Annotated in this window: 21 protein-coding genes and 1 pseudogene; 17 read left to right on the top strand and 5 right to left on the bottom strand. The window is 71.4% G+C overall.

Annotated features, from left to right (window positions below):
* Window positions 1-82: 82 nt before the first annotated feature.
* The 6 genes from G3I54_RS01785 (at window position 83) to G3I54_RS01760 (ending at window position 6,047) form a co-directional block, all read left to right on the top strand.
* Window positions 83-1,249, top strand: coding sequence for an ROK family glucokinase (locus G3I54_RS01785; RefSeq protein ID WP_103508757.1), 1,167 nt, complete (start codon window positions 83-85; stop codon window positions 1,247-1,249).
* A 71-nt stretch (window positions 1,250-1,320) separates the two neighbouring features.
* Window positions 1,321-1,917, top strand: coding sequence for a hypothetical protein (locus tag G3I54_RS01780; RefSeq protein ID WP_164610354.1), 597 nt, complete (start codon window positions 1,321-1,323; stop codon window positions 1,915-1,917).
* A gap of 522 nt (window positions 1,918-2,439) precedes the next feature.
* Window positions 2,440-3,714, top strand: coding sequence for an alpha/beta fold hydrolase (locus G3I54_RS01775; RefSeq protein WP_164610422.1), 1,275 nt, complete (start codon window positions 2,440-2,442; stop codon window positions 3,712-3,714).
* Between the two features lie 12 nt (window positions 3,715-3,726).
* Entirely contained in the window at window positions 3,727-4,380 is a 654-nt protein-coding gene (locus tag G3I54_RS01770) for an MBL fold metallo-hydrolase (protein ID WP_164610352.1), read from the top strand.
* Window positions 4,381-4,422: 42 nt separating this feature from the next.
* A complete protein-coding gene (locus G3I54_RS01765; protein WP_164610350.1) occupies window positions 4,423-5,202 on the top strand; it encodes an exodeoxyribonuclease III in 780 nt (259 codons plus the stop codon).
* 98 nt (window positions 5,203-5,300) lie between these two features.
* On the top strand, window positions 5,301-6,047 hold the full coding sequence (locus tag G3I54_RS01760; RefSeq protein ID WP_164610348.1) for a Clp protease N-terminal domain-containing protein: 747 nt from the start codon (window positions 5,301-5,303) through the stop codon (window positions 6,045-6,047).
* Between the two features lie 37 nt (window positions 6,048-6,084).
* Here the strand turns inward: G3I54_RS01760 and G3I54_RS01755 are convergent, their stop codons facing one another.
* Window positions 6,085-6,864, bottom strand: coding sequence for an SDR family oxidoreductase (locus tag G3I54_RS01755; RefSeq protein WP_164610346.1), 780 nt, complete (start codon window positions 6,862-6,864; stop codon window positions 6,085-6,087).
* A gap of 108 nt (window positions 6,865-6,972) precedes the next feature.
* Between G3I54_RS01755 and G3I54_RS01750 the strand changes: the two genes are divergently transcribed.
* The 5 genes from G3I54_RS01750 (at window position 6,973) to G3I54_RS01730 (ending at window position 10,791) form a co-directional block, all read left to right on the top strand.
* Window positions 6,973-7,413 carry a DUF6278 family protein gene (locus G3I54_RS01750; RefSeq protein ID WP_097866760.1) on the top strand — a complete coding sequence of 147 codons (441 nt, stop codon included), beginning with the start codon at window positions 6,973-6,975 and terminating at the stop codon, window positions 7,411-7,413.
* 146 nt (window positions 7,414-7,559) lie between these two features.
* The gene (locus G3I54_RS01745; RefSeq protein ID WP_030084156.1) at window positions 7,560-8,303 is read left to right on the top strand and encodes an amino acid ABC transporter ATP-binding protein; all 744 of its coding nucleotides are present in this window, start codon (window positions 7,560-7,562) and stop codon (window positions 8,301-8,303) included.
* Window positions 8,304-8,316: 13 nt separating this feature from the next.
* Window positions 8,317-9,246 (top strand): glutamate ABC transporter substrate-binding protein, encoded by a 930-nt coding sequence (locus G3I54_RS01740; protein WP_164610344.1) that lies wholly within the window; start codon window positions 8,317-8,319, stop codon window positions 9,244-9,246.
* Between the two features lie 16 nt (window positions 9,247-9,262).
* Complete coding sequence (locus G3I54_RS01735) at window positions 9,263-9,907, top strand: amino acid ABC transporter permease (protein ID WP_164610341.1); 645 nt, start codon at window positions 9,263-9,265, stop codon at window positions 9,905-9,907.
* Entirely contained in the window at window positions 9,904-10,791 is an 888-nt protein-coding gene (locus G3I54_RS01730) for an amino acid ABC transporter permease (protein ID WP_164610339.1), read from the top strand. The genes G3I54_RS01735 and G3I54_RS01730 overlap by 4 nt, the downstream gene beginning before the upstream one ends.
* Window positions 10,792-10,823: 32 nt before the next feature.
* On the opposite strand, the gene G3I54_RS01725 is transcribed toward G3I54_RS01730, so the two are convergent.
* Window positions 10,824-12,419, bottom strand: coding sequence for a CocE/NonD family hydrolase (locus G3I54_RS01725; RefSeq protein ID WP_164610337.1), 1,596 nt, complete (start codon window positions 12,417-12,419; stop codon window positions 10,824-10,826).
* A 125-nt stretch (window positions 12,420-12,544) separates the two neighbouring features.
* Window positions 12,545-13,750, bottom strand: a complete 1,206-nt coding sequence (locus G3I54_RS01720; RefSeq protein ID WP_164610335.1) for an Ig-like domain-containing protein — start codon at window positions 13,748-13,750, stop codon at window positions 12,545-12,547.
* On the opposite strand from G3I54_RS01720, the gene murJ reads away from it, so the two are divergent.
* Entirely contained in the window at window positions 13,728-15,605 is a 1,878-nt protein-coding gene (gene murJ / locus G3I54_RS01715; RefSeq protein ID WP_239144182.1) for a murein biosynthesis integral membrane protein MurJ, read from the top strand. The two genes, G3I54_RS01720 and murJ, sit on opposite strands and share 23 nt — an antisense overlap.
* Before the next feature lie 9 nt (window positions 15,606-15,614).
* Here the strand turns inward: murJ and G3I54_RS01710 are convergent, their stop codons facing one another.
* A complete protein-coding gene (locus tag G3I54_RS01710; protein WP_164610333.1) occupies window positions 15,615-16,358 on the bottom strand; it encodes a hypothetical protein in 744 nt (247 codons plus the stop codon).
* A 105-nt stretch (window positions 16,359-16,463) separates the two neighbouring features.
* Between G3I54_RS01710 and ggt the strand changes: the two genes are divergently transcribed.
* Together ggt and G3I54_RS01700 are read left to right on the top strand one after the other, a co-directional pair.
* Window positions 16,464-18,281: a gamma-glutamyltransferase gene (gene ggt / locus G3I54_RS01705; RefSeq protein WP_164610331.1), complete on the top strand. Its 1,818-nt coding sequence runs from the start codon at window positions 16,464-16,466 to the stop codon at window positions 18,279-18,281.
* Between the two features lie 136 nt (window positions 18,282-18,417).
* Window positions 18,418-19,128, top strand: coding sequence for a glycoside hydrolase family 75 protein (locus G3I54_RS01700; RefSeq protein WP_164610329.1), 711 nt, complete (start codon window positions 18,418-18,420; stop codon window positions 19,126-19,128).
* Window positions 19,129-19,168: 40 nt separating this feature from the next.
* On the opposite strand, the gene map is transcribed toward G3I54_RS01700, so the two are convergent.
* Window positions 19,169-19,936, bottom strand: a complete 768-nt coding sequence (map, locus tag G3I54_RS01695) for a type I methionyl aminopeptidase (RefSeq protein WP_164610327.1) — start codon at window positions 19,934-19,936, stop codon at window positions 19,169-19,171.
* Window positions 19,937-20,009: 73 nt separating this feature from the next.
* On the opposite strand from map, the gene G3I54_RS01690 reads away from it, so the two are divergent.
* From G3I54_RS01690 to G3I54_RS01680, 3 genes and pseudogenes are all read left to right on the top strand, one after another.
* The gene (locus G3I54_RS01690; protein WP_018961443.1) at window positions 20,010-20,279 is read left to right on the top strand and encodes a helix-turn-helix transcriptional regulator; all 270 of its coding nucleotides are present in this window, start codon (window positions 20,010-20,012) and stop codon (window positions 20,277-20,279) included.
* A gap of 87 nt (window positions 20,280-20,366) precedes the next feature.
* Window positions 20,367-20,747, top strand: a complete 381-nt coding sequence (locus tag G3I54_RS01685; protein ID WP_164610325.1) for a PPOX class F420-dependent oxidoreductase — start codon at window positions 20,367-20,369, stop codon at window positions 20,745-20,747.
* A 157-nt stretch (window positions 20,748-20,904) separates the two neighbouring features.
* A pseudogene (locus G3I54_RS01680) lies at window positions 20,905-21,535 on the top strand (hypothetical protein); the annotation flags it as partial.

The raw sequence follows: 21,535 nt of genomic DNA, 5'->3' as shown, positions 1-21,535 counted from the left end.
GGCAGTGGCAGAATCGAGCGCGGCGGGCGCCGTCCGCCGCCGGCCGTGACAGCGGCCCGGCCCCACAGACCCCGCAGGGACGATGAGCACGTACCGCGACTTCGCACACCGCGGCTCCGCCCGCGCCACCGTCCTCAAGACCGTCGGCACCAAGGAACGCCGCTCGCACCTCACCGCGCCCCGGGTCCCCACGGTCGGGATCGACATCGGCGGTACGAAGGTGATGGCGGGCGTCGTCGACGCCGACGGCAACATCCTGGAACAGCTGCGGACCGAGACGCCCGACAAGTCCAAGAGCCCCAAGGTCGTCGAGGACACCATCGTCGAGCTGGTCCTGGACCTCTCCGACCGGCACGACGTCCACGCGGTGGGCATCGGCGCGGCGGGCTGGGTGGACGCCGACCGCTCCAAGGTCCTGTTCGCCCCGCACCTCGCCTGGCGCGACGAACCCCTGCGCGACGCCATCGCCTCCCGCCTCGTCGTCCCCGTCATGGTCGACAACGACGCCAACACCGCCGCCTGGGCGGAATGGCGCTTCGGCGCGGGCCGCGGCGAGGACCACCTCGTCATGATCACCCTCGGTACGGGCATCGGCGGCGCGATCCTGGAGGACGGCCAGGTCAAGCGCGGCAAGTACGGGGTGGCCGGTGAGTTCGGCCACATGCAGGTCGTGCCCTCGGGTCACCGCTGCCCGTGCGGCAACCGGGGCTGCTGGGAGCAGTACAGCTCCGGCAACGCCCTGGTCCGCGAGGCCAAGGAGCTGGCCGCCGCCGACTCCCCGGTCGCGCACTATCTGCTGGACCGGGTCAAGGGCAACATCCCCGACATCACCGGGCCGCTCATCACCGAACTGGCCCGCGAGGGCGATGCGATGTGCATCGAGCTCCTCCAGGACATCGGCCAGTGGCTCGGCGTCGGCATCGCCAATCTGGCCGCCGCGCTCGACCCCTCCTGCTTCGTCATCGGAGGCGGCGTCAGCGCCGCCGACGACCTCCTGATCAACCCCGCCCGCGATGCCTTCAAGCGCCACCTCACCGGCCGCGGCTACCGCCCCGAGGCCCGGATCGCGAAGGCGCAGCTCGGCCCCGAGGCGGGTATGGTCGGCGCCGCGGATCTGGCCCGGCTGGTCGCCCGCCGATTCCGCCGGGCCAACCGGCGGCGCGTCGAGCGGTACGAGCGGTACGCCCAGATCTACGACCAGGCGGCGAGCACCATCCGCAACACGCGGTCGACCCGTACCGCCGACTGAACCGCAGCCGCCCTCTTCGGCGTCCACCTTTCAGTACGCCGTCACCGCAGCACCTTAGGGACCACCTGATCATGATCGCAGCCGAGCACCCCGTGGTGCCGCACCAGTCGGAGTCTCCGGGCGACGGCGAGGGCAAACCGCCCGAGGGCCGCCGACGGGTGTTCAAGCGGCGCTTCATCACCGCCACGATCATCGTGTTGCTGATCGGCATCCCGGCCGGCTACCTGCTGATCTCGGCCGGCCAGAGCCGCCGCTCGGGCAAGGACAAGGAGACCGAGGCGGCCGCCCAGGGCCTCCGCGAGGGCTGGCCCTCCAAGATGCAGCGCCGGATCTTCGAGATCCCGATCCCCGGCAACGGCCAGGGCGTCCAGTACTACGAGACGAACAACTGGAAAGCCAGCCGGATGTACGCGAAGTTCCGGACGACCTCCGCCGGCCTCGACCGCTTCCTGACCGGAGTGGGCACGGGACGCGCGGCGCTGGAGCCCGGCGAGATCGACATCAGCCAGCGGGACATCAAGATCACCGGCTGGTCCTTCGGCCCGGGCGAGTACTGGGCCAGCACCACGCACAGCAACAAGAAGCCGCGCCCCACGCTGAACATCACGGTCAATATGACCGATCCGGCCAGCCCTGTCGTCTATGTCGTATCGGCGGCGACCCCCTGACCGGGAGCCGGAGGGGCGCTCAGTAACCTGGAGCGAGTGAGCGAAGTGAGCGAGACGACCCCGCAGCCCGTGCAGGCCCCCCACCCCGGTGGGCCCGCCCCGCACCCCGGAGCGCCTCACCAGGCGGTTCCGGCCCCGCATCAGGGACCGGACGCCGTGCCCCTGTCGGCCGCCCCGGAGCCCTTCCCGGCCTCCTACGCGGCTCCCGGCGGCCACGGAGCGCCCGGGTTCCCGCAAGCACCCGGGTCCGCGCAGCCGGACCGGACCCCGCTCGCCCCGCAGCCGCCGCAGGGCCCGTTCGCCCCGCAGGCCCCGCACGGTCCGCAGGCAGCTCCGGCCACTCCGGGCCCACACGCTCCGCAAGCCCCGCACGGCCCCCAGGTCACCTCCGTACCGCAGGCGCCTCCAGCCGCTCCGGGCCCGCAGGCCACCCCCGTACCGCCGGCCACCTCCGTACCGCCGGCCGCTTCCGCTCCGCAGCCCACCCCCGCCTCGCAGCCGCCGCAGACCCCCACCGGCGCCCTGCGGACGCTTCAGTACCGCTTCGACGGGCCCGAGGACGCCCCGGTCCTGGTCATCGGTCCTTCGCTCGGGACGACGTGGCACATGTGGGATCGCCAGATTCCCGAGCTGTCCCAGCACTGGCGGATCTTCCGCTACGACCTGCCCGGCCACGGCGGCGCGCCCGCCCACGCCGCCCCCTCCGTCGCCGAGCTGGCCGACCGGCTGCTCGCCACGCTGGACGGGCTCGGCGTCCAGCGCTTCGGCTACGCGGGCTGCTCGATCGGCGGCGCGGTCGGCGCGGACCTGGCTCTGCGTCACCCGCACCGGGTGGCCTCGCTGGCGCTCGTCGCCTCCTCGCCCCGGTTCGGCACGGCCGACGAGTTCCGCCAGCGCGGCGTGATCGTCCGCACCAACGGCCTGGAACCGATGGCCCGCACCGCGCCGGAGCGCTGGTTCACCCCCGGCTTCGCCGCCGCCCAGCCCGCCATCGTGGAATGGGCCGTCCAGATGGTCCGCACCACCGACCCCGGCTGCTACATCGCCGCCTGCGAGGCGCTCGCGGCGTTCGACATCCGTGGCGCGCTGGGCCGGATCGGCGTCCCCACGCTGGTCCTGGTCGGGGCGGAGGACCAGGTCACCGGGCCCGCCGAGGCCCGCACCCTGGTCGCCGGGATACCGGACGCCCGCCTGGCGCTCGTGCCCGGCGCCTCGCACCTCGCGCCGGTCGAGCAGCCCGCCGCCGTCAGCGACCTGCTGCTGATGCACTTCTCCACCGCCTGGCAGCAGGACACCTCGGCCGCGATCCCCGTGCTGCCGCACGTCCCCGGGCCCGCGACCCCGGCCGCCTCGTTCGCCCCGGTGGCCGAGATCGCCCCGGCCGCCGCGGCCGCCGAAGCCCCCGCGCCGACCCCGGACGACCGGCACGAACAGGGCACGAAGGTACGCCGCGAGGTGCTGGGCGACGCCCACGTCGACGCGGTGAACGCCTCGGCCGACGCCTTCACCGAGGACTTCCAGGAGCTGGTCACCCGGTACGCCTGGGGCGAGGTCTGGAGCCGGGACGGCCTCGACCGCCGCACCCGCAGCTGCATCACGCTCACCGCGCTCGTCGCCTCCGGCCACCTGGAGGGCCTGGCCGCGCACACCCGCGCCGCCCTGCGCAACGGCCTGACGCCCGCCGAGATCAAGGAAGTTCTGCTCCAGACCGCCGTCTACTGCGGCGTCCCGGCCGCCGGGGCCGCCTTCGCCGTCGCGCAGAAGGTGATCCAGGAGGAAACCACGCCGCCCGCGTAGCAGGATGGGGCCATGAACGCATCGCCTCGGGCACTCACCCTCACCAAGAAGACCCACTCCTGCGTCCGGATCGAGAAGGAGGGGCGGGTCCTGGTCATCGACCCCGGAGGCTTCTCCGAGGACGACGCGGCGCTCGGCGCGGACGTCATGCTGGTGACGCACGAGCACCCGGACCACTTCAACGAGGCGCGGCTGCGAGCGGGCCTGGAGGCGAATCCGGCGGCCGAGGTCTGGACGCTGCGCAGCGTCGCCGAGCAGCTCTCGGCGGCCTTCCCGGGGCGGGTGCACACCGTGGGCGACGGGGACGCGTTCTCCGCCGCCGGATTCGACGTCACCGTGCACGGCGAGCTGCACGCGGTGATCCACCCGGACATCCCGAGGATCACCAACGTCGGCTTCCTCGTCGACGGTTCGGTCTTCCACCCCGGCGACGCGCTCACCGTGCCCGACCGCCCCGTGGACACCCTGCTGCTGCCGGTCATGGCCCCCTGGAGCAAGATCTCCGAGGTCATCGACTACGTACGCGAGGTCGAGCCGCGCCGCGCCATCGACGTCCACGACGCCCTGCTGACCGATCTGGCACGGCCGATCTACGACAACCAGATCGGGGCGCTGGGCGGCACGGACCACGGGCGGCTGGCCCCGGGCGGCGTCACCGAGCTGTGAGCCCACCGGCGGCTGTCAGTGGGAGCCGCTAGGTTGGCTGCCATGCGCATCGCCACCTATAACGTCAATTCGATCACCGCCCGGCTGCCGAGGCTTCTGGCCTGGCTGGAGAGCAGCGGCACCGATGTGCTGTGCGTCCAGGAGACCAAGTGCACGGCGGAGCAGTTCCCCGCCGAAGCCCTGCGCGAGCTGGGGTACGAGTCCGCGGTCAACGCCACCGGCCGGTGGAACGGGGTCGCGCTGCTCTCCCGTGTCGGTCTCACCGACGTCGTCTCCGGGCTGCCCGGCGGCCCGGAGTACGACGGGGTGCAGGAGCCCCGCGCGATCTCGGCGACCTGCGGCCCGCTGCGCCTCTGGTCGGTCTATGTGCCCAACGGCCGCGAGGTCGAGCACGAGCACTACGCGTACAAGCTGCGCTGGCTGGAGGCCCTGCGGAAGGCCGTGGCGGCGGACGCCGCGGGGAGCCTGCCGTTCGCGGTCCTGGGCGACTTCAACGTGGCCCCGACCGACGAGGACGTCTGGGACCCGGCGCTGTTCGCGGGCGCCACGCATGTGACGCCCGCCGAGCGCGCCGCCCTCGCGGCCCTGGAGGCGGAGGGCCTGAGCGAGGTCCACCCCCGCCCCCTCAAGTACGACCGCGCCTACACCTTCTGGGACTACCGCGAGCTGCGGTTCCCCAAGAACAAGGGCATGCGGATCGACCTCACCTTCGGCAACGCCCCGTTCACCGCCGCCGTCAAGGACAGTTACGTCGACCGCGAGGAGCGCAAGGGCAAGGGCGCTTCCGACCACGCCCCGGTCGTCGTCGACCTCGATCTCTGAGCGGGGTCGGGCGAGGGCGGGCGGAAGCGGGCGAGAGGCCGCGGACCACGTGACAACCCGAGGTTGACACTCCCTGAGTGTCAACCTACGGTTGTCACATGACGCAGCCTCTTCCCGTCACTCCTTCCGTACGCCTCGACGATCTGATCGAGGCCATCAAGAAGACCAACGACGACGCCCTGGAGCAGCTATCGGGCGCGGTGCTCGCCGCCGACCACCTCGGAGACGTGGCTGACCACCTCATCGGCCACTTCGTGGACCAGGCCCGCCGGTCCGGCGCCTCCTGGACCGACATCGGCCGGAGCATGGGGGTCACCCGCCAGGCCGCCCAGAAGCGCTTCGTGCCCAAGAAGGGCGAAGGATCCTCGGACCTGGACCCGAACGAGGGCTTCAACCGCTTCACCCCGCGCGCCCGCAATGTGGTGGTCGCCTCCCACAACGAGGCCCAGGCCGCCCGGCACGCCGAGATCGTCCCCGCCCATCTGATCCTCGGCCTGCTCGCCGAGCCCGAGGCGATCGCCGCCCGCGTTCTCGCCGGCCAGGAGGTGACGCCCGACGCGGTGCGGGCTGCGGCGACCGCGGTACTGCCCGCGCCCGTCGACGGGGCGCCCGAGCTGATCCCGTACGACGCGGACGCCAAGAAGGTCCTGGAGCTGACCTTCCGCGAGGCCCTGCGCCTCGGCCACAACTACATCGGCACCGAGCACATCCTGCTGGCCCTGCTGGAGTTCGAGGACGGCTCCGGCGTGCTCACCGGACTCGGCCTGGAGAAGGAGGCCGTGTCCGCCGCGGTGGAGCGGGCGGTGGGCGAGGCGGCCCAGGCCGCCCGGCAGCAGAACCCCTGAAGCCCCACGGCGACCCCTTGTCGCGTGGACGGCGGCCTCAGTGCACCGAGAACCCGCCGTCCACGCACACCGACTGCCCCGTGACGTACGCCGAGGAGCGCCCCGCCAGGAACACCGCGGCTCCCGCGAAGTCCTCCGCGAGACCGTTGCGGCCCACCATCGTGCGGGCGGCCAGCGCCGCCACCTTCTCCGGGTCCGACTGGAGGCGCGCGTTGAGCGGGGTCAGCACGAACCCGGGCACCAGGCTGTTCACGGTCACGCCGTGCGGCGACCACGCCTCGGCCTGTGAACGGGTCAGCGACTCCAGGCCGCCCTTGGACACCCCGTAGGCGCCGCTGTTCACGAAGGCCCGGTGCGCCTGCTGCGAGGTGACATGGATGATCCGCCCGTGACCGCGCTCGGCCATGCCCGGTCCGAAGCGCTGCCCCAGCAGGAACGGCGCCTTCAGGTTCACCGCCATCGTGGTGTCCCAGACGTCCTCGCCGAGCTCGGTCATCGGCGGGCGCAGATTGATCCCGGCGCAGTTCACCAGGATGTCCGGCTCGCCGAACGGCACCACAGCCTCCTCCGCCCCCGTACGGACCCCCTCGGGGGTGCTCAGGTCCGCGCTCACCCAGGCCGCCCGGCAGCCCTCGGCGGTCAGCTCGTCCACGGTCTTCCTCAGTTCCGCCTCCCGGCGGGCCACGACCACGACGCTCGCCCCGGCCCGGGCCAGGGCGCCGGTGATCGCCCGGCCGATGCCGGAGCTGCCGCCGGTGATCACCGCCACCCGGCCTTCCAGCGAGAACAGTTCCGCGACGTACGCCTGTGCACTCATGTACGTACCTTAGATATCCGCTCGGTTACCGGGCCGGGGCGGGTGGGGGAACGGTGAACGCCGCGCGCCCTGTGGTGCGGAACCTGGCCGGGATGGGACCCTAGTGGTATGAACATCCCTTTCTTGGACAACTGGCGTAAGCGTCAGGGTGGTACGCATTCAGGCGCACTCGCCGCCGCCGTCGAGACGGACCCCGACGGCGTGGCCGAGCTGCTCGCCGAATGCGAACTGCTGCGCGTCCGGGCGGGGCAGCACGGACTCGAACTCGACGACACCCCCGCCTCGTTGGCCGCGCTCGACCAACTGCCGCCCCGCTGGCGCGACGATCCCGAGGAACTTCCCTGGCTCGGTAACGACGCCGGTCTCTACCTCGGCACGGTGATCGTGCGGACCGTCCCGGGCGCCGCGTGGGACGTCTGGCCGAGCGGCCAGCCCGTGGTGCGGCTGGAGTCCGGGCGGGAGATCGACGTCGTCGCGGCCGGTCTCGACTGGGCGATGGCGGGCAGCCCGGAGCTCTCCCAGGTCTACGCGGAGTCCGCGGAGAACTGACCCCGGAGCCGGTCGGCCCCCGCTCTCCTCGCCTAATCCAGTTAAAAAGCCTTTTGCGCCATTTACGCGTGTCGGGTGCGAAGTCCCTTTTCGGGATGGATAGTTTGCGCTGACCTCGACACAGCGACAAGTGGGTAGGGCAGCGCATGGCCGTCGATCCTTTGATCGAACTGAGGGACGTCAACAAACACTTCGGGGAGTTGCACGTACTTCAGGACATCAATCTCACCGTCGGCCGCGGGGAGGTGGTGGTGGTCATCGGCCCCTCCGGCTCCGGGAAATCCACCCTCTGCCGGGCGATCAACCGGCTGGAGACGATCGAGTCCGGCAGCATCACGATCGACGGCAGACCCCTCCCCGAGGAGGGCAAGGGTCTGGCCCAGCTCCGTGCCGAAGTCGGCATGGTCTTCCAGTCGTTCAACCTCTTCGCCCACAAGACCGTGCTGGACAACGTCTCGCTGGCACAGCTCAAGGTCCGCAAGCGCAAGAAGGACGAGGCCGACCGGCGCTCCCGCGAGCTGCTGGAGCGGGTCGGTCTGGCCGCGCACGCCGACAAGTTCCCCGCCCAGCTCTCCGGCGGCCAGCAGCAGCGCGTGGCCATCGCCCGCGCCCTGGCCATGGACCCCAAGGCGCTCCTCTTCGACGAGCCGACCTCGGCGCTCGACCCGGAGATGATCAACGAGGTGCTGGAGGTCATGCAGCAGCTCGCCCGGGACGGCATGACGATGGTCGTGGTCACGCACGAGATGGGCTTCGCCCGCTCCGCCGCCAACCGCGTCGTGTTCATGTCCGACGGCTGCGTTGTCGAGGACCGCACCCCGGAGGACTTCTTCACGAACCCCGAGAGCGACCGCGCCAAGGACTTCCTGTCCAAGATCCTCAAGCACTGAGGGGAGGCATTCCATGTTGCGCACGAGGAACACGCGTACGGGCAGGGCGGCCGCCCTCGTGGCCGGTCTCCTGCTCGCCGCACTCGCGGCGGGCTGCGGCAAGGACGGCAGCCCGCCGGTCAAGGGCCCCAAGGCCGAGGCCCTGCCGACGTACCAGGTCGACACCGGCTTCGAACTGCCCGACTCCCGGACCTGGACCAAGGCGAAGAAGCGCGGCCATCTGGTGGTCGGCGCCAAGGAGGACCAGCCGTACCTGGGGGAGAAGGACCCGGCGACCGGGATCTACTCCGGGTTCGACATCGAGATCGCCCGGATGGTGGCGGCCTCGCTCGGCTTCGAACCGAAGACGATCCGCTTCCGCACGATCGCCTCCGCCAACCGCGAGACGGCCCTGCAGAACGGCCAGATCGACTACTACGTCGGCACCTACACCATCAACGACATGCGCAAGAAGCTCGTCGGCTTCGCCGGCCCGTACTACATGGCGGGCCAGGGGCTGCTGGTGCGCACCGACGAGAACGACATCAACGGGCCGCAGGACCTGGCGGGCAAGACCGTCTGTTCGGCGGCCGGCTCCACCCCCTACCAGCGCATCGCCGCCGACTACCCCAAGGCGACGCTCGTCGCGTACGACACGTACTCGATCTGCGTCGACAACCTCCTTACCTACCAGGTCGACGCCGTCACCACCGACGACGCGATCCTGCTGGGCTTCGCGGCCAAGGCGCCCGACGAGATGAAGGTCGTCGGCAAGCCCTTCTCGGAGGAGCCGTACGGCATTGGCGTACCGCGGAGCGACAACGCCCTGCGCGACGCGATCAACGACGCGCTGGAGGCCAACGAGAGAAACGGCAACTGGAAAAAGGCGTACGAAGCGACGCTCGGCCTCTCCGGAGCGCCCGCGCCGACCCCGCCGCCCATCGACCGCTACCCGGCGAACTGAGGGGACGGCCCCACCCATGGATGTACTGACAGAGAACTTCTCCCTCTACGGCAAGGGCTTCCTCGGCACCGTCGAGCTGACCGTCTACGCCTCCGCGCTGGCGCTCGTCCTCGGCTTCCTGATGGCGTCCTTCCGGGTCGCGCCCGTCGGCTCCTTCCGGGTGCTGGGCACGGTCTGGGTCACCGTGCTCCGCAACACCCCGCTGACGCTGCTGTTCTTCGCGGTCCTGCTCGGCCTGCCCCGCTTCGGGCTCGTCCTGCCGTTCCAGGTCTTCGCCGTCATCGCGCTCGGCTGCTACACCTCCGCCTTCATCTGCGAGGTGCTGCGCTCCGGCATCAACACCGTGCCCAAGGGCCAGGGCGAGGCCGCCCGCAGCCTCGGCATGAACTTCGGCCAGACCCTCAGCACCGTGGTGCTGCCACAGGCGTTCCGGTCGGTGATCCCACCGGTCGGCTCGACCCTGATCGCGCTGGCGAAGAACTCAGCGATCGCCGGGGCGTTCAGCGTCACCGAACTCCTCGGCACCTACAAGACGCTCAACGAACTGGGATACAGCATCATCTGGTCCTTCATCTGGATCGCCGTCGGCTACCTGATCATCACCCTGACCATCAGCGCGGTGTTCAACGTGATGGAGAAGCGCTGGGGAGTGGCACGATGACCAAGACCCTCACCCGCAGGCCGTCGCTGCCCGCGGCCACCGCGCTCTACGACATCCCCGGACCGGTGACCCGCAAACGGCACCTGATGTACGGGATCGCCTCGACGGTGGTGATCGTGGCGCTGTTCGGCTGGATCGTCTATCTGCTCTTCGACACCGACCAGTTCACCGCGCAGAAGTGGACGCCCTTCGAGTACAAGGGCATCCAGGAGCTGCTGCTGCGCGGGCTCGGCAACACCCTCAAGGCGTTCGCGTACGCCGCGGTCCTCTCGCTCGCGCTCGGCGCGGTCCTCGCGGTCGGCCGGCTCTCCGAACACCGGGTGCTGCGCTGGATCTCCACCCTGCTGGTCGAGTTCTTCCGGGCCATGCCGGTACTGGTGATGATCTTCTTCATCTTCGTGGCGCTGAAGGTCCAGCCGCTGCCCGCCCTGGTCGCCGGGCTGACGCTCTACAACGGCTCCGTCCTCGCGGAGGTGTTCCGCACCGGGATCAACTCCGTGGACCGGGGCCAGCGCGAGGCCGCGTACGCGCTCGGGATGCGCAAGACGCAGGTCACCACGTTCGTCCTGGCACCCCAGGCCGTACGTGCGATGCTGCCGACCATCATCAGTCAGCTGGTGGTCGCGCTCAAGGACACCTCACTGGGCTATCTGATCACCTACGAGGAATTCCTCCACGCCGGAAAGCTGATCGCGTCGAATCTCGACTACGATCTTCCCTTCATCCCCGTCGTGATGGTGATCTCCCCGATCTACATCGGGATGTGCATGCTGCTCTCGTGGTTCGCCACCTGGGTGGCCCGTCGTCAACGGCGCAATCCGAAGACGGAGGCGGTGGGGGTGGCCCCGGCCGAACCGGGGACGCTGCTGCCGGGAGGGCAGTAGCCGGGCAGTGCCCGCCCGGCAGCAGTCGGTGATCACTTCTCGCGCAGCGGGACCGAGAGATGACTCGGGTCCGTGCCGGGCGAGGAGAAGGTCAGCTGCGCGCCGGTCGGGTTGTGCTCGATGTACAGCGGATCGACGGTGTCGATCACCAGGGCGAGCCGGTGACCGGCCGGGACGTCGTAGGCCGTGGAGTACAGCTCCAGGTCCACGGGGAACGGCCGGCCCGGCGTCTGCCCGTGGAAGGTGTACGGAGCATTGCTGACCAGTTTGCCGACGCCGAGCGGCCCCACGTCGTAGAGATACGCGACGAGGGTGCCGCTCGGCTTCGTGCTGGTGACCGTGGTGTGCAGCGCGGACGTGCCCCGGATCCGCTGCTCGATGGCGTACCGCTCCGACTGCCACACGCTCGCGAAGGTGCGCGGCAGCAGGGGTACGGAGACCATCGGCGGCAGCTTCAGGAACTGGTCCAGCGCGTTGGACAGGATCGCGATGCCGCCGTTGGCGCCCGAATCGACGTTCGCGTATACCTTCTTGGTGCCGTCCAGCGGGATCCGGTTCTTCACCGCGCCGACCGACTTCCAGTCCGGATAGCCCTCGTAGCCCTTGTCGGTACGGGACTTGAGCTGGACGGGCTGCTCGGTGTCGATGCCGTTGCGCTCGCCCTTGAGATAGCGGTCGAACCAGCGGCGGGTGCTCGTCCAGGTGTCGTTCGGCAGCCCGAGCAGTCCGGTGGCCTCGGCGGTGGCGTGGTCGCCGGGGCGGAACTCCAGCCGCTTGGGGCCGGTGAGCTTGTCGTAGAACGAGGCGTACTGATTGGGCGGGAAGATCGTGTCGCCCCAGGCGTTGCCCATCATGATCGCCGCGCCGTTGGCGTTGATCCGGTCCAGATACGTCACCGGGGAGCGCTTCTTCCCCCAGGCGATCATCTCCGGCTCCTTGTCCAGCTTGGAGCCGAGGAAGTCCTTCAGCGTCTGCGTCAGTTCGTCGCTGGGGCGGCCGGTGACCAGGCCCGCGCCGCCGAGCAGGGCGGCGGCCTGGAGGTGCTGGGTGCGCCCGCTGTAGATCGAGTCGATCAGGTCGGCCCAGCCGCTGAGCGCGGCGACCGCCTTGATACGCGGGTCGTGCCCGGCCGCCAGCAGGCTGATGCCGGCCCCGTAGGAGACGCCGCCCATGCCGATGCGGTCCGGGTCGGCGGAGGTGTGCTCCAGCGCCCAGTCGATGACGGCGGAGGCGTCCGCGACGTCCGGCGGTCCTGCCACCTCGATCTTCCCGCCGGAGAGCCAGAAGCCGCGCGAGGTGTAACTCACCACGACATAGCCGGAGTCGGCGAGCTTCTGGGCCTGCGCGAGATACTCGATCTGCGGCATGGCCCAGCTCGTCGGGAAGACGATCAGCGGATGCTTCGCCCCGGCCGCCGCCCCGGCCGGGGTGAAGACATTGCCCTTGAGTGTGATGCCCCCGGAACCGGGGATGTCGTGGAACGTCAGGCCCTGGGCCGTCGTGCTCGCGGGCGCGACGACGGGGGCGGCGGTCGCCGCCGGGGCGGCGACGATCGCGCCCCCGGCGAGCAGGGCGACGGCGGTGGTGATCGAAGCGGTGGTGCGCAGTGCCGGTTTCGGACGTGCCACGGGTCACTCCTCACGCGTGTCAGTGCAAAGTGACCCGACGGTAACCCCGGCTGTTTACCGCTGGTAACTACCGGGTGTGTTGCGTGAAGGTAACGATTGTTGGACGTCGTGTCAGCAGTAGCTCGCTACAGCGCGCTCTTCGTCTGCCAGTCGGCCCACGACACGTTCCACGCGCCGTAGCCGTTGCCCTCGGCCACCGGGCCCTTGGCCTCCGCGCCGGTCATCTCGAACGGGTCGCCCACCCGCACCTGCCCGTACAGCGCGGCGGCGTCTGTGTCGCTCATGCCGACGCAGCCCGAACTCCGGTTGGCCTGGCCGAAATAGCCCGCGTTCCACGGAGCCGCGTGCGCGTACATCCCCGACCAGGTCAGCCGCATCGAGTAGTCGACCATCTTGTCGTAGGCGTCGCCGAGGCCCACCGTCTCGGAGCGCATGTTGATCGTGCCCTCCTTCGACATCAGGACCGCCGTGCCCCGCCAGGAAGCCTTCTCGCCGCCCGGAGTGCCCGCCGACATCGGGATGTCCAGGACCTGCTTCCCGTCCCGGTGCAGGGCGAGCCGGTGCCCGTCGAGGTCGACCTTGACCACCTGGGCCGCGCCGATCGTGAACGTCGTCGTGTAGTCGCGGACGAACCAGCCGCCGTCCGCGCCCGTGTCGACGCCGTTCAGCCGCGCGTCCAGGGTGACCTTCGTGCCGGGCTTCCAGTACTCCTTGGGCCGCCAGTCGACGCGGTCCTTGCCCGAGTAGTCCTGGAGCCAGCCCCAGGAGCCCTCGGTGTCGTTGGACGTCGAGACCTTCAGGGCCTTCTCGACGGCCGCCTTGTCCTTCACCGGGTGGTCGAAGACGACGGACAGCGGCTGCGCGATGCCCACGGTCGTGTTCTTGCCCGGCGCCAGTGACAGCTTGTTGACCTTCTCGGCCGCGGCGGTGGTGAACGACGCCCGGTCGCTGCCGCCGTCCGCGTCCTTCGCCTCGACCGTGTACGCGGTGCCCGGCGCGGCGACCCGCTCGGATGTCCAGGTCCGGCCGTCGGCGGATATCTTCCCCGCCAGCTCACCGCCCTTGCCCGCCGCCACCGACACGGTCTTGAGCTTTCCGTGCGCCAGCGTCACCTTCACGGGCCCGCCGGGCTGCGCGGCCTCGCCCGTGAGATTCACCGAGACGCTGGTGTCGGGCGCCTTGCCGTCCCCGCCCGCATCGGCGGAGCCCGAGGAGCCGCCCGAGCACGCGGTGAGCGCGGCGGCGAGCAGCGCCGCGGGCCCGGTCAGGGCGAGCCGGGTCCTCCGGCCGGCCGGGGCGGTACGACGGATGCGCGGGCGTGCGGAACTCAACGGAAAAACCTCCAGGGCAGGGGCACTCAGCAGGGGAGAGGCATTTCGCCCATGTCGGGTTCCGTCCAGCCCCCGGAGAAACCTCACTCCTCGTCCGGAGTACGCTCCACCGTCGGCCAGAACCTCGGAGCACGGGAGACAACCAGTGGGCGCGAACGCTGCCGAGACGCCTGGCCGGACCGAGGTGGCCGAGGTGCCCGAGGTGCCCGAGGAGAGCCGACAGCCCGCCGGGGCTCCGGCCAAGCCCGCCTCGGTGCTGCGCAGCGGGGCCGTGATGGCGGCCGGCTCCGTCGTCTCGCGCGCCACCGGCTTCGTCCGCTCGGCCGTCGTCGTCGCCGCACTCGGCACCGGCCTGACCGCCGACGGCTACGCGGTCGCCAACACCGTGCCCAACATCCTCTACATCCTGCTCATCGGCGGCGCGCTCAACGCGGTCTTCGTCCCCGAACTGGTGCGGGCCGCCAAGGAGCACGCCGACGGGGGAGCGGCGTACACCGACCGGCTGCTCACCCTGTGCACCGTCGGCCTCCTGGCGCTCACCGCGCTCGCCGTGGCGGCGGCGCCCCTCATCGTCGGCGTCTACACCGACTACGAGGGCCGCCAGGCCGAACTGACCATCGCGCTGGCCCGCTACTGCCTGCCGCAGATCCTCTTCTACGGGCTCTTCACCCTGCTCGGCCAGGTCCTCAACGCCCGCGGCCGGTTCGGCGCGATGATGTGGACCCCGGTCCTCAACAACGTAGTGATCATCGGGGTGTTCGGCCTCTACATCGCCGTCGCCGCGAGCTCGGACGGCGCCCTCTCCGACACCGACGCCCACCTCCTGGGCTGGGGCACCACCGCCGGGATAGCCGTCCAGACCCTCGCCCTGATACCCGCCCTGCGCGCCGCGAAGTTCCGCTGGCGGCCCCGGTTCGACTGGCGCGGCAGCGGACTGACCCGGCCCGTGCGCGCGGCCGGCTGGCTGGTGCTGCTGGTCCTCACCAACCAGCTCGCGTACTGGGTCGTCACCCGGCTCTCCACCGCCGCCGGACAGCACGCCGCCGACCAGAACGTGGCGGGCGGCGCGGGCTACACCGCGTACAGCTACGCCTATCAGCTCTGGGTCGTCCCGCAGGGCATCATCACCGTCTCGCTGGTCACCGCCCTGATGCCCCGGATGAGCCGGGCCGCGGCCGACGGCGACCTCGCCGGAGTGCGGCGCGACGTCGCGTACGCCCTGCGCACCAGCGCCGCCGCCGTGGTGCCCGCGGCCACCGCCCTGCTGGTGCTCGCGCCGTGGGTGATCGGTTCGGTCTTCGGCTACGGGCGTGCCACCGACGCCGATGTCACGGTGATGGCCGGGATGATGGCGGCGTTCGCCCCCGGGCTGCTCGCCTTCTCCGGGCAGTACGTCCTCTCCCGCGGCTTCTACGCGATGAGCGACACCCGTACGCCGTTTCTTCTCAACCTGGTGATCGCCGCCGTCCAGGCGGGCCTCTCGGTCGCCGCGTACGTCCTGCTGCCGGCGCGCTGGGCGGTGACCGGGATGGCCGGGGCGAGCACCGTGGCCTTCTTCGCCGGGTTCGCCGTCACCGGGTACGTCCTGTCGAGGCGGCTCTCGGGGCCCGGGGCCGCTTCCCTGCTGCGGTCGCCGACCCTCGGCGCGCACGCCCGCCTGATCGCCGCCTGTCTGCCCGCCGGTGCGCTGGCGTACGGCGCGGCCCGCGCGGCGGAGGGCGCCGGGGACGTGGCCGCCGCCGGCGCCGGAACGCTCACGCTGCTGCTCGGAGTGGTGCTGCTGGCCCGGCCGTTCGGGATCGGCGAGATCACCACGATGGTGGCGGCCGGCCGGGCACGGCTGCGCCGCCGATAGCGGGCCCGGTCAGCTGCCCGCCCGGTGCGAGGCGGGCGTGCTGGGCACCGGGGCCTGCGCCTCGCGCGTCACATCGCCGACGAGCTCGACCACATCGGGGCCGTACGCCTGGGAGTTGACGACCTTCAGCAGCAGGCAGAACGACTTGTTGCCGTGCTTACGGAGCAGCTTCTCGTAGTTCCGCGCCACATAACGGGTCGCCGCCTGGTTGGTGATGGCCCGCTGGCCGCAGAACAGGAAGACCGGGCGCGCCTCCTGACCTCCCGTCAGGCGGACGAGCAGAACGTACTCGGAGGTGCCGGGCTCCAGCCGGTAGCGTTCCGATCCGACCTGGAACGCCACCCGGTCCGGGCCCGGATCCTGCTCGACGTTGATCCGCACACCGGGCAGCAGGGTCCGCAGGTGGGCCGCCATCCGCTGATTGGACATCGGACCGCCGACGCAGAACTCCGTACGCTCCCCGAACCCCTGCTGGGCCGTGTCGTGCGTGACGATCTGCGCGTGCGCCGCGCAGTCCTTGATCAGCGCGGAGAGTTCGAGCAGCGCGAAGGCGTCGTAGCGGTGCACGGACCCGTCGGCGCCCGCGTACCGGTTGACCACCAGCAGGCATTCGGAGTTCGCCGGCAGTCCGAAGAAGACCTGCTTGCGGCGGAGCTTGCGCCGCCAGAGATAGGTCCGGGCCAGCCAGCCCAGCGAGGCGCTGATGCCGGCGGCTATCACGCCCAGCACGATGTTGCGTACGTCGTCGGTCATGGGCGCGCATGGTATCGGTCATTCGGGTAACCGTTCGAGGCGGTCCTGACGATCCGGGTCCGCCGGGGCTACCCTGCGGCGGAGATCCGTTGACTGGAGGTACGTATGCGCCGTTCCGTCGGTCGGAACACGTCGCTGTTGGCCATCCTCGCCGTGGTCGCCTCGGTCGGAGCCGTCGCCCCGGCGACCTCCGCGGGGTCCACCGCGCCGAGGCCCGCGCCGCCCAAGTCCCCGGTGGCGGTGGGCCACGGGGGAGCGGTGGCGAGCGTCGACCCGGACGCGTCGGCCGCCGGGATCGAGGTGCTGCGCAAGGGCGGCAACGCGGTGGACGCGGCCGTGGCCACCGCGGCGGCGCTCGGCGTGACGGAGCCCTATTCGGCGGGCATCGGCGGCGGAGGCTACTTCGTCCACTACGACGCGAAGACGCGCCAGGTGCGGACCATCGACGGCCGCGAGACCGCCCCGCGCAGCGCGGACGCCTCCCTCTTCCTGGAGAACGGCAAGCCGATCCCCTTCGAGGAGGGAGTGACCAGCGGCCTCGGCGTCGGCACGCCCGGCACCCCGGCCACCTGGGAGCGGGCGCTGGACGCGTGGGGCTCCAAGTCCCTGCGTACGCTGCTGAAACCGGCCGAACGCCTGGCCCGGGACGGCTTCGTCGTGGACGGCACCTTCCGTTCGCAGACCGCCGCCAACCAGGCCCGGTTCGCCGACTTCCCGGCCTCCGCGAAGCTGTTCCTGCCCGGCGGCGAACTGCCCGTCGTCGGCTCGGTGTTCAAGAACCCGGACCTGGCCCGTACGTACGAGAAGCTCGGCCGCAAGGGCGTCGGCGAGCTGTACCGGGGCGAGTTGGCCGACGACATCGTGCGTACCGTGCGCAAGCCGCCCGTCGACCCGGACGCCACCCGGGTCGTCCGTCCCGGCGATCTGACCCGCAAGGACCTGGCCTCCTACCGGACCCTGCGCCAGGACCCGACCAAGGTGAACTACCGGGGCCTGGACGTCTACGGCATGGCCCCCTCCTCCTCCGGCGGCACCAGCGTCGGCGAGGCCCTCAACATCCTGGAGTCCACCGACCTCTCCCGGGCCGACCGGACCCGGTATCTGCACCGGCTCATCGAGGCGAGCCGGATCGCGTTCGCCGACCGGGGCCGCTGGGTCGGCGACCCGGCGTTCGAGGACGTGCCCACGAAGGAACTGCTGAGCCAGCGGTTCGCGGACGCGCGCGAGTGCCTGATCCGCGACGACAAGGCGCTGACCAGCCCGCTGCCGCCGGGCGACCCGCGCAACCCCGAGCGGTGCGGCAGTGGCGGCACCGCCGCGCCCACCACGTTCGAGGGCGAGAACACCACGCACCTCACCGCGGCCGACAAGTGGGGCAATGTCGTCGCCTACACCCTGACGATCGAGTCCACCGGCGGCAGCGCCATCACCGTGCCCGGGCGCGGCTTCCTGCTCAACAACGAACTGACCGACTTCTCCTTCGCCCCCGCCAACCCGGCCGTGCACGACCCGAATCTGCCGGGTCCGGGCAAGCGGCCGCGCTCGTCGATCTCGCCGACCATCGTGCTGAAGCACGGCAAGCCGGTGCTCGCGCTCGGCTCGCCGGGCGGGGCCACGATCATCACGACGGTGCTCCAGTCGCTCACCGGACATCTGGACCGGGGGCTCCCGCTGGTCGACGCCATCGCCGCGCCGCGCGCCAGCCAGCGCAACGCGCCGACGACGGAGATCGAGCCGGACCTGTGGAACAGCCCGGTCCGCGCGGAGCTGGAGAAGCTCGGCCACGCCTTCAAGCAGAACCCGGAGATCGGAGCCGCCACCGGAGTCCAGCGGCTGCCCGACGGCCGCTGGCTGGCGGCGGCGGAAAAGGTGCGCCGGGGCGGCGGCTCGGCCATGGTGGTGCATCCGGGCGGCGGTCACTGAGCCGGCTGGACGAAGCAGGGGCGGCGGGGCCGGTATCACGCGACACAGCGCGCGGTACCGGCCCCGCGGCCTTGGAGCACCGCCAAGGGAACCCGTAAGGGCGTCCCCAGGTCCGAGGAAAGGGTTCTTCCGCACGATGCGCACCCGCATGCTCGCCCTGAAATCCGCCGCCTGCGGCGCCGCGCTCCTCGGAGCGGCGGCCCTGCCCGCGTCCGCCACCGGACCCGGAGCCGGCCCCGGCCGGGAGCCGGAAACGGCCACCGGGGCCACCGCCGCCGAACTGCTGGCCGAGGTCCGCGCCTGCGCCCGGATCTCGAAGGGCAGGTACCGCACCGACAGCGGCGGTGCGAAGGCCACGGTCCCCGTCTGCGGCACCACGGACGCCGTCTTCTGGAAGGCGGACATGGACATCGACTGCGACGGCCGGAAGACGAAGGCCTGCAACACGAAGACCGATCCGTACTTCCAGCCGGAGACCGCGTTCCAGAGCTCCCGCGGCGAACCCCTGGACTCGGCCGCGCTCCCCTATGTGGTGGTACCGGGCCCGAGCAAGGTGTGGGACTACCGGAAGTCGGGGCTCACCGGCGGCAGCGTGGTGGCCGTCGTGTACCGCGACCGGGTGCGGTACGGCGTGATCGGCGACACCGGCCCCACGGGCATCATCGGCGAGGCGTCGTACGCCATGGCGAAGGCCCTGGGCATCGACCCCGACCCCTCGACCGGAGGCGCGGCGTCCGGCGTCACGTACATCGCGTTCAAGAACTCCCGCGTCTCCCCGATCGAGAGCCGCGCACGGGCGCGGAGCCGGGGAGCGGCACTGGCCAAGGAGTTCGTCGGGCGCTCCTAGCGGGCTGACCGTACGGCGGAGGGCCTGCCGTACGGCGTGCTCACAGCGCGGTCAGGATGCGCGGGCCGTCGTTCGTGATCGCCACCGTGTGCTCGGCGTGCGAGGCCCGGCTGCCGTCGGTCGTCCGCAGCGTCCAGCCGTCCGCGTCGTGGCGGAACTCGTCGCCGCCGCCGGCGATGAGCATGGGCTCGATCGCCAGGACCATGCCGTGCCGCAGCGGCATGCCGCGCCCGCGGCGTCCCTCGTTCGGCACGGACGGGTCCTCGTGCATGGTCCGGCCGATGCCGTGCCCGCCGTAGCCCTCCATGATTCCGTAGCCCGCCTCGCGGCAGACCGTGCCGATCGCGTGGGCGATGTCCCCGATCCGGTTGCCCACCACGGCCGCGCCGATCCCGGCCTCCAGGGCCCGGTTCGCGGTGGCGATGAGGCGGGTGTCGGCGGGGCGGGCCTCGCCCACGGTGAAGCTGATCGCCGAGTCGCCGGCCCAGCCGTCGAGGAGCGCGCCCGCGTCCACGCTGACCAGGTCGCCGTCGCGCAGCGGCTCGGCCGAGGGGATGCCGTGCACGATCGCGTCGTTGACCGAGACGCAGATGACGGCCGGGAACGGGGTGGGCGCGAAGTGCGGCTTGTAGTCCAGGAAGGGCGAGGAGGCTCCGGCCTTGCTCAGCACCTCGCGGGCGGCCTCGTCCAGCTGGCGGGGCGTCACGCCGGCCGCCGCGACCTCCCGTGCCCGGGTCAGGATCTGCGCGACGACCCGTCCGGCCTCGCGCATCGCTTCGAGCTGTGTGTCTGTCTTGATGTGCACCATGCCCATTACTATACCGGTCGAAGCGGTATAGTAATGACGGTATAGAAATGGCATTCCGTAGTACGATGGGCGCATGGTCCGTACCCCTCTGACACCCGAAGAGCGCCTGCGCGGCGAACGGCTCGGCGCGCTGCTCCGTGCGGCGCGCGGGGAGCGCAGCATGGCCGCCGTCGCGGCGAGCGCCGGAATCTCCGCGGAGACCCTCCGGAAGATCGAGACCGGCCGCGCCCCCACGCCCGCCTTCTTCACCGTCGCCGCCCTCGCCGGTGCGCTGGGCCTCTCCATGGACGAGATCCTCGGCCGCTGCGCGCCGGAACCGGCCGCGGTGCCGTTGATCGCGTAAGTGGATCTGTTCGTCGCCCGGGAGGCCCTCACCCATGCGGGCGGCCCTGACCGGCAGGACGGCCACCGGGGCGCGTAGGGTCGCGCCGTGACTCTCCAGGACTTCGCACGCAGCGAATACGTCAGCCTGACCACCTACCGGAAGAACGGCACACCCGTCGCCACGCCCGTCTGGGCCGCCGCCGAAGGTGAAGTGCTGTACATCTGGACCCGCTCCGACTCGTGGAAGGTCAAGCGGCTGCGCAACAACGGCAAGGTCGTCGTCACCGTCTGCGACGTACGCGGCAGGATCGCCGACGGAGCCCCCAGCGCGGAGGGCACGGCGACCCTCCTCGACGAGGACGGCACCCGCGCGGCGCGCAAGCTGCTGGCCCGCAAGTACACCTGGAAGTTCTGGCTCGTCGACTGGCCGGCGACCATCGCCCGGCTCGGCAAGCGTCCGCACACCGGGATCGCCGTCACCTTCTGAGCCCGCCGCGGTCACCGGAGCGCGCGCGGGGCGCGTGGCCGGGCGCCGTGCTCCCGCCGCAGCGTGCCCGAAAGCTGCGCGTAGTCGTCCTGTAACACGTCTGCGGTCGAATGCCTCCGGACTGGAAGGCTCCAGTCGACAGTCGGCGAGGGCGACGATGACGGTGCATCAACAGGCTTACGAAGTAGGGGCGTTCGCGCAGTACCTGCGGGACCTGGTGGCCCGGCTGGACCCCGGACGCGGTTGGTACGGGGTCTTCAGCCGGCGTGATCCGGCAGGCATGCGGTCCTGCCTCGACGGAGTCGAGATCCCGCCCTGGGATGTGGTGGAGTCGCTGCTCGCGGACCTCGCCGCACTCCACGGCGCCCGGTTCGCCGAACAGGTCTCGGTCCGGGCCGCCGCGCTCTACTCCGCGTCCGCCGCCACCCACGACCGGCGCCCCGGTGGACGCCAGGAGCTCGTCCACCGGCTGGAGTTGATGGTTCGCGAGCAGCACCGGGCGGCGGAACGGCTGCGCGGCGCGGGGCCCGGCGGCCCGGACCCGGCCGAACCGGAGGCGCTGGCCTGGGCCCGCGACGACCACGAACGGGCCACCGCCCGGTGCGCCGAACTGCGCAAGCGGCTGGCGGCCGTGACGGTGCCCGAGGGCTGGTTCCGGGCGGAGCACTCCGAGGAGCCGCCCGCCGGTACGGCCGCGACGGGCAGGGTTCCGCAGCCGCGCGCCGAGGTCCGGGACCCGGCGGCCGGGCGCCCGCGCCCCGGGCGGCTCGCGGGCGACGACGGAACCG

Origin of the sequence: Streptomyces sp. SID14515 (assembly GCF_010548505.1) — a bacterium.
GTDB classification, from domain to species: Bacteria; Actinomycetota; Actinomycetes; order Streptomycetales; family Streptomycetaceae; genus Streptomyces; species Streptomyces caviscabies.
The sequence above is the reverse complement of the archived record's forward strand: the minus strand, read 5'-3'. Positions and strand labels throughout refer to the sequence as shown.